We start from the raw sequence: 4261 nt of genomic DNA, 5'->3' as shown, positions 1-4261 counted from the left end.
CTCTAGTCCTGCAAAACGAGAGTATATCGTTCCAGCTGCATCAGAATTACCAGCGATAGATACAGGGGAGTTCCCACCTGATCTGGTGGTGAATCTAACGATTAAAGGCGCTGTTGTTGGACGTGGTGGAGATGGCGGGTTGCCACATTTGGCATTTGGTGCATGGTCTACCGATCCGGATTACAACTTTACCAAAACCCGTCGTGATGGTTTTCAGGGAGCACCCGGTCTATTAAACCGGCACAGTAAACTAAACCTGATTATTGATGGTGGAACTCTGGCTCGAGGCGGCTCAGGTGGTGGAGCAACACCAAGCGGTATTTATACAGGATTATCGTATGGAGTTCAGGGTATTCCCGGTGGAGCTGGAGCACCTTTTGGTCGGGTTATGACCGGACAACCTATTACTAACGATTCACAAGACTGGCGTTGGTACTTAAATGGTGACTTTATGGTTGTCAAAGTAACCGATGCCGAAGCTTCGGTACCCGGTAAAGGTTACCGAACCCAAAATGATCGTTATGGATCTCCATTATCAGGTGATGGCGGAAATTGGGGCCAACGTGGCACCAAATCCACCAATGATGGAACGTGGAACTGGCAATACCATGGCACAACTGAAGGTCAGCCGGGACCGGGTGGACCTGCAATTGTTGGGGTGGCACCGCAAACAACTCAATTGACTAATGGAGGGAAAATCTTACAAACACTTTAAACTTTAAAAGAACTTTGAGCACCCAATTCGGGTGCTTTTTTATTGTCTGAAATATCTGGAGAAATTTATGGAACCAGTTTCCACTAGCGGTTTTACAGCACTTTTAAAATTATATGGGGTTGCAATCATGGTGACTTTAGCAGTCGGCTTGGTTGCAGCAGTTGTATTAATGACTCGTATGCCACGCTCACCACAAGAGTGGGCAGTTGGTTTGATCTGTACGGTTGTATCAAGTTTGGCTGGCGGCTCATTCATTATTGTGAAGTGGGGACTTCATGAATGGGTTACTGATGTATGGGGGATGATTGCTCTAGGTGGGTTCTTCTTTGTTTGTGGTTTACCCGGTTGGGCTTTAGTCCGTTGGATTTTTAATTTTATAGATAAACAGGAAGGTAAAACGATCGTTGAAGTGATCAAAGAGTTTAAGAATGCCAGAAAAGACATTGAAAACAGTTAATACCGCCTTCGGGCGGTTTTTTTATATCTGAAGGAAACCGAAATGAATATTGAAAAATATCTTGATGAATTAATTAAGCGTGAAGGCGGGTATGTAAATAACCCAGCTGATCGGGGCGGTGCAACTAAGTATGGAATTACTGAAGCAGTTGCTCGAGCAAATGGATTCAAAGGCAATATGCGAGATTTACCTCTGGATGTGGCCAAAGCAATTTATCGCAAAAACTATTGGACTGCTCCACGTTTTGATCAGGTTAATGCAATTTCCTCTGCTGTAGCTGAAGAACTTTTAGATACTGGTGTGAATTGCGGTACCGGCTTTGCAAAACCACTTTTACAACGAGCTTTGAACTTGCTTAATAACCAAGGTAAAGCAGGGTTCCCCGACTTAGAAGTAGACGGTGTTTATGGTTCAGAAACGCTAGGTGCTCTTAAAACATACTTGTCAAAACGCGGGAAAGAAGGCGAAAAAGTTTTAGTTCGAGTTCTGAACATTATGCAAGGACAACGCTACATTGAAATCTGTGAGCGTAATCCAAAGCAGGAACAGTTTTTCTATGGTTGGATTGCCAATCGGGTTGTTATATGACTTTCTTTCAATACAGACGTTCAAAGATAGCTTTCACAATCACACTGCTGTGCATTCTATTTTCAGGATGCACAGCTCATACAATTAATAGTAAGGTTAATATTAGAATTTGCGTAAAAGCCCTTTAATAGGACTTTCATAATATCGATATTGAAAATACTAAATCGAAGAAAAATATCTTCTTTTATTTAAAATAAATACAATTTTCTATAAAATAGTCTTTTTGAAGATTTAAAGTTATATGAATAAATTTAATTACTTAGACCAATTAATTGCAAATTGTGAAGAAGCAAAAAAAGCTTTTCCTAGTCGCGAAATAACTATAGACAATATAGCTGATATAGAAAAAGTTAAGGATTTTAAGTCTGCGATATATATTATCCGAGAAATTGGAGGTAATCCCTTAAAAACATTTAATGATTTTATCTCCTTTAGAGAGGAGGAGGGGCTAAAAGGTGAAAATCGAATGAGGTGTGCAAAGCCAAATAGTCCTTCAGAAATCTTATACGTAGGTTCCTCGATAAACGATCTAATAAATCGTTTAAGAGAACATACAACAAAAGTGAGTAGTTTAAAAACTTATGCTTTGAGATTAAATAACTGGTTTAAAGGAGAATATCAAATTCATATTAAAGAATATGATGTCAGTAGAGATATTCTTCAATTGATTGAAGATAATCTAGCTTATGAGCTAAAACCAGCTTTTGGAAAAAGAGGACCAAATGGTAAATAGAGTTAACGTTAAGTTTTCGCTAGCTGTATATTCTAATGTTAGGATGTACAGCACATACGATCAACAGTAATGTGAATGTAGGAATTTGTGTGAAAGCCCTCTGAGGAGAGCTTTTACAATTTATGCATTTTTTACATTACCTAACTGATTATTTTTACTAAAATAAATACATATTAAAATAGCAACTAATATTACTCCTGATGCTGCAAAACGGCTTAAGTCTAAACCTCCAGCGGAAAGGGGCTTATCTAGAAAGTCTCCAACTACAGCACCCAAAGGACGAGTTAAAATAAAAGTGCTCCAGAATAAAAATGTTCGTGAAACAGAAGTGAATTTATACAAAAACACCATCAATAAAATGAGTGCTGAGAAAAGAGCAATCCCGCCACTATAGCCTAATCCAATCGTATCTGCTGACCAGTCACCAAGAGCTGTACCCAAAGTTTGGCTAAAGGTAATTGTTAACCAATAAAAGACTTCTGATTTAGGTTTATTAACGGTATGAGGGGAGACGCTGCCTTCAACTTTATACCAACCCAATAATGAGAAGATGACTAAGCCGAGGAGTAAGCTACTTCCTCCACTATAGCCAATACCTAAAGATCGAGTGACAAAGTCTGCTAATGTTGTACCTACAGTTGTACTCGCAATAATGGTAAACCAATATAAATATGGTTTATAACTTTTTGCCTTAATTTGACAGATCAATAAGATAATAAAAACTATGGCAAAAATAAAAGTACTAGTTAAATACCCAAGTTTCAATGACATTGAAAAACTATCTCCGCCAGTTTCACCAAAAGTAGTTGCGAAGATTTTAGTAATCCAGAATAGAAGGGTAACTTGGGGGACTTTAGTTATATACTCACTCATTTCATGACTTGAATTATTCATCTAAGAGTCTCAAATGATAAATTTATCAAACAATAAATTTTTAAAATTAAGATGAGCTTAAAGATTTGTTTTTAATAATATAGCTTTGTATTCTTATTGGTTACTAAGCTCATTTTTTAATTTCTATTTAAGTTTTACTAGCTAAGATTTCGAGTTTTTAATATTTAGTGGTTTTTAAATGCTAGTAAATTTTTTAAAATTCAAAGAGATATGTAATAATATTACACTATTAAATTTTAATTTGCTTTTATCTATCTGGCTAGGTTTATTTCTGAATATAGGTTTTTTTAAAAAAATCCATCAACTTACACCTTATAATGGTATTAAGTCAGTTCTTTTCTTAGGGGCGACATTAGTTATTTTAATAGCGGCATATAATTTAATTTTTCAATTAATAAATTGGAAATGGACTGCCAAAATCTTTGCAATTTTATTGATATTTATTGGTGGTTTTAGCTCTTATTTTGTAAATACATTGGGTGTCATTATTTCACCCGACCAAATTCAAAATATGGTCCAGACCGATGTGTCGGAAGTTACCGATTTAATCTCTTTACGCTTTGTTTTATGGACAGTTTTTTTTGTTATTTTGCCCATTTTTTTAATTTCTCAAGTTAAATTTAAACAAGAAAAAGTATCACGGTTGTTATTGAAGAAGGTATTTTCACTGGTAGCTTCATTGGCCGTGGTCGGTGTTTTACTTTTTACTTACTATGTCGATTTTGCTGCAATATTTCGTGAGCATCGTGATTTAAAAGGGATGATTTCACCGCAAAATAGTATTTCATCGCTTATGTCTTACTATCATAAGAAGGCTCCGAAGAAAAATCTGCCTCTTGTGATATATGGACAAGATGCTCATCAAGTTCAGCGA

General features: G+C 36.4%; 5 protein-coding genes and 1 pseudogene. 5 read left to right on the top strand and 1 reads right to left on the bottom strand.

What is annotated here, in order from left to right; genetic code table 11:
- The 4 genes and pseudogenes from R5R67_RS18910 to R5R67_RS18895 form a co-directional block, all read left to right on the top strand.
- Window positions 1-715: pseudogene (locus R5R67_RS18910) on the top strand (phage tail protein); the annotation flags it as partial.
- Between the two features lie 67 nt (window positions 716-782).
- Window positions 783-1172 (top strand): hypothetical protein, encoded by a 390-nt coding sequence (locus R5R67_RS18905; RefSeq protein WP_000433912.1) that lies wholly within the window; start codon window positions 783-785, stop codon window positions 1170-1172.
- 42 nt (window positions 1173-1214) lie between these two features.
- Window positions 1215-1760 (top strand): glycoside hydrolase family 108 protein, encoded by a 546-nt coding sequence (locus R5R67_RS18900; RefSeq protein WP_002121604.1) that lies wholly within the window; start codon window positions 1215-1217, stop codon window positions 1758-1760.
- 241 nt (window positions 1761-2001) lie between these two features.
- Window positions 2002-2493 carry a hypothetical protein gene (locus R5R67_RS18895; RefSeq protein ID WP_005802707.1) on the top strand — a complete coding sequence of 164 codons (492 nt, stop codon included), beginning with the start codon at window positions 2002-2004 and terminating at the stop codon, window positions 2491-2493.
- A gap of 120 nt (window positions 2494-2613) precedes the next feature.
- On the opposite strand, the gene R5R67_RS18890 is transcribed toward R5R67_RS18895, so the two are convergent.
- Window positions 2614-3387, bottom strand: a complete 774-nt coding sequence (locus R5R67_RS18890; RefSeq protein WP_001066070.1) for a membrane protein — start codon at window positions 3385-3387, stop codon at window positions 2614-2616.
- Between the two features lie 178 nt (window positions 3388-3565).
- On the opposite strand from R5R67_RS18890, the gene R5R67_RS18885 reads away from it, so the two are divergent.
- Window positions 3566-4261 (top strand): phosphoethanolamine transferase domain-containing protein (locus R5R67_RS18885; protein WP_318755158.1); only part of this gene is annotated, 696 nt, incomplete at its 3' end.

Origin of the sequence: Acinetobacter sp. OYA S30, from assembly GCF_033599315.1 — a bacterium.
Lineage (GTDB): Bacteria > Pseudomonadota > Gammaproteobacteria > Pseudomonadales > Moraxellaceae > Acinetobacter > Acinetobacter baumannii.
Note: the sequence above shows the minus strand (reverse complement) of the source record. Positions and strands in the feature narration are given on the sequence as shown.

Bases quoted from the DNA above. Each gene is read 5' to 3' on its own strand.
- R5R67_RS18905 (WP_000433912.1), top strand. From the start codon at position 783: ATGGAACCAGTTTCCACTAGCGGTTTTACAGCACTTTTAAAATTATAT.
- R5R67_RS18900 (WP_002121604.1), top strand. From the start codon at position 1,215: ATGAATATTGAAAAATATCTTGATGAATTAATTAAGCGTGAAGGCGGG.
- R5R67_RS18895 (WP_005802707.1), top strand. From the start codon at position 2,002: ATGAATAAATTTAATTACTTAGACCAATTAATTGCAAATTGTGAAGAA.
- R5R67_RS18890 (WP_001066070.1), bottom strand. From the start codon at position 3,387: ATGAATAATTCAAGTCATGAAATGAGTGAGTATATAACTAAAGTCCCC.